4 protein-coding genes are annotated in these 2,768 nt (G+C 62.8%); 1 reads left to right on the top strand and 3 read right to left on the bottom strand.

Annotated features, from left to right (window positions below; all coding sequences use genetic code 11):
* Nucleotides 1-428: 428 nt before the first annotated feature.
* From VFA16_RS17205 to VFA16_RS17215, 3 genes are all read right to left on the bottom strand, one after another.
* A complete protein-coding gene (locus VFA16_RS17205) occupies nt 429-1,352 on the bottom strand; it encodes a class I SAM-dependent methyltransferase (RefSeq protein ID WP_324968978.1) in 924 nt (307 codons plus the stop codon).
* Between the two features lie 66 nt (nt 1,353-1,418).
* Nucleotides 1,419-1,838 (bottom strand): MmcQ/YjbR family DNA-binding protein, encoded by a 420-nt coding sequence (locus VFA16_RS17210; protein WP_324968979.1) that lies wholly within the window; start codon nt 1,836-1,838, stop codon nt 1,419-1,421.
* Between the two features lie 4 nt (nt 1,839-1,842).
* A complete protein-coding gene (locus VFA16_RS17215) occupies nt 1,843-2,229 on the bottom strand; it encodes a nuclear transport factor 2 family protein (RefSeq protein ID WP_324968980.1) in 387 nt (128 codons plus the stop codon).
* Between the two features lie 94 nt (nt 2,230-2,323).
* Between VFA16_RS17215 and VFA16_RS17220 the strand changes: the two genes are divergently transcribed.
* On the top strand, nt 2,324-2,768 hold a 445-nt coding region (locus VFA16_RS17220; protein WP_324968981.1), incomplete at its 3' end, for a phosphotransferase family protein.

Genomic DNA, 2,768 nt, shown 5'->3' on the forward strand with positions numbered 1-2,768 from the left:
CGTAGTTCAACGGGCCGGCAAGCACAGTGAGCGCCACGTTTCCCGCGGTAGCGCAGCTTGTGTCGCCTCCCTTGAAGTAATCGCGTTGCCACGCTGCGAGCACCCCGATCAACAGCCACACCAGCACAACCACGCCGACAATTCCGCCGTACCGCATGATGACCTCCGCAGTGTTCAGCCGAATCTGTCAAACCAGCGTACCCGCGCAGCAAACGCCCAAACATCACAATCTGAGCTCAGAATGCTCGCGGTCAGCGGAGTCCCACGGTTATCCGACGCATCTGCTCGCCGCTTGTGACGCGCTCACGACACCGCCCGCACTGGCGATTTCTGATATAGGTAGCGGCGCCGACACAGCACAGGCATCGAAAATTGCTGCGCACGTGAAGGAATTCCCTCGGCAGCATTCGGTAACCGTGGCTGGCCGGTTAGTCGGCCAGCCGCCGAGCGGAAACGAAAACCGTTGGCGGCAACGATTGCTCGTCCGGAATGCTGCGACCATAGCGGGCTAGCATCTCCGTCATCGTCACTGAAGACGCATCCCACCCGTGACGGCGCAGCCAGTCGGCGACGTCGGTGCGTTCCTCGGCGTACCACAGCTCGTCGACGTCCGGTATCTCGCTGTCGGTCAGTCGTGCGGCCGCTGCCCGCAGGCGCTGGGTTCGCTGCCGCTGGCGTGATAAGCGCTCAGGGGCGAGGAAATCGCCGCCGGGCGCATTTGCGGCCAGGCAGCTTCCGACCGCACTTAGCGCATGGACCCGGTCGATCAGCACATCCTGAGCCGACGCAGGCAGGTAGCGCAGTAGCCCCTCGGCCAACCATGCAGTTGGCTGCGATTCGTCAAACCCGGCCTGCCGCAACTTCGTTGGCCAATCATGGCGCAGATCGACAGGGACGCTTATCTGGCGAGCGACTGGCTCGGCGCCGTGCCGCTGCAGCGTCGTCGACTTGAACTCCAGCACTTTTGGCTGATCCAGCTCGTACACCGTCACACCGTCCGGCCAACGCAGTCGCCAAGCGCGCGCGTCCAGACCCGCCGCGAGAACCACCATCTGCCGAACTCCGGACTGCGCGGCATTGAGGAAGAACTCATCGAAAAAAGCTGTGCGCACAGCCATGAAGTCGGTCATCGCCTGCACCCATGCCCGGACATCGGGTTCCGCGTCGGCGGGAAGGCTCGAGTACACACTCCAAATTCCTTGACCGGCCGCGTCAACAAACACGCGCGCGAACGGATCTTCGATCAGCGGGTCGTCGCTTTCGGTCTCTACCGCCCGCGCCGCGGCGACACCCAACGCCGTCGCTCCCACGCTTTCGGTGATGTCCCACGAGTCGTTGTCAGTTCGCGGCATTGCCTTGCCCTCCCATCGGCCAGCAGTTGCGGAGATTACCCTTCCGTCGTGAACGCCAAGCGCTGACTAGCTCTCTCGCTCATGCGCAGCAAGCCACTCGGCCGCGCGCCGTTTCGACGCCCGTGACAACCACGCGTCCTGGATGAGCTCGGCCAGCTCGGTTCGGCTGATTTCGGCTAACCGGCTGGCCCGCACCAGGACCGACGGGTGGCCGTCGAACCGGTCGGTGGTGAAGAACGGTGTATCAGGATCTTGCACCAGTGCCAGCTTGTCGCCCTCGGATTCCACCCACAGCATGATCACGTCGGAATAGCGCTCACCGGTCTCAGGATCTGCGGCGTCGGGCTGCGGGGTGCGGAAGAACACGAACGACTTGCCGCCAACCTGGTAGATCGCGTTGCCTTTTGGTCCTTCGATACGCCGGGTATGCGGCATTGCGGCGGCGATCTCGTGAACGTCGCTGAGTCGTGCTGGACGCTCCACCATGGGCTTAGGACTGCTGTAGGAGCTCAGCCATGGCCGGTATGACGGTCTGCAGGGCCTTGAGCGGTCGCAGCATCACCTTGAACGACGCGATCTGCTGATCGTCGTTCCAATGGATCATGTCGATGCCGTTGACATAAATGCCGTCGATTGTGGCCGCGAACTCTAAAATGGCGGACTGCTCGTTGTACCACTGCTCGACGTAGTGAAAGTCAGTGCTGCCGAAAAGCTTTGCGGCCGCTTTGAGGTAGGCCGCCGCTTTGGCGCGACCCTCCTGTGGGGTGAACACGGCGGGTGAGAAAAACACTGCGTTGTCGGCGAGCAGTGTGTCGATTTCGTCGGTGCGGTGGTTTTCGATCATGTCGATCCAATGTTGGATCACAGGTGGTGTCATATTGCGATCCTCGCAGCTGGGTACCTGGCTGGACTAGCCGCGTTCGCGCTGGCGTAGCTTCTGCGGCGTGGACCTCAACGCGGTAGCGGAATGGATGTCAAAGCAGGGCCTAGGCGAGGGCCCGCTGGAGGACGTCACCGAGATCAGCGGCGGAACGCAGAACATCATGCTGAGGTTTCGCCAATCTGGCCGGGAGTTTGTGCTACGGCGGGGCCCGCAGCACCTGCGTCCACGCAGCAACACGGTGATCTTGCGTGAGACCAGGGTGCTGGCCGCGATCGCCGACACCGACGTACCGCATCCGCACCTGATTGCCACCTGCGACGACACCTCCGTCCTCGGTGACGCGGTGTTCTACCTGATGGAGCCGGTCGACGGGTTCAATGCCGGCCAAGAGCTGCCGCAGCTGCACGCCAATGATGCAGGGGTGCGCTATCAGATGGGCCTGTCGATGGCAGATGCGCTGGCCAAGCTCGGCGCCGTCGACCATGTTGCGGTCGGGTTGGCCGATTTCGGCAAGCCGGAGGGTTTCCTGGAAC

The sequence above is a fragment of the Mycobacterium sp. genome, from assembly GCF_035653355.1.
Lineage (GTDB): Bacteria > Actinomycetota > Actinomycetes > Mycobacteriales > Mycobacteriaceae > Mycobacterium.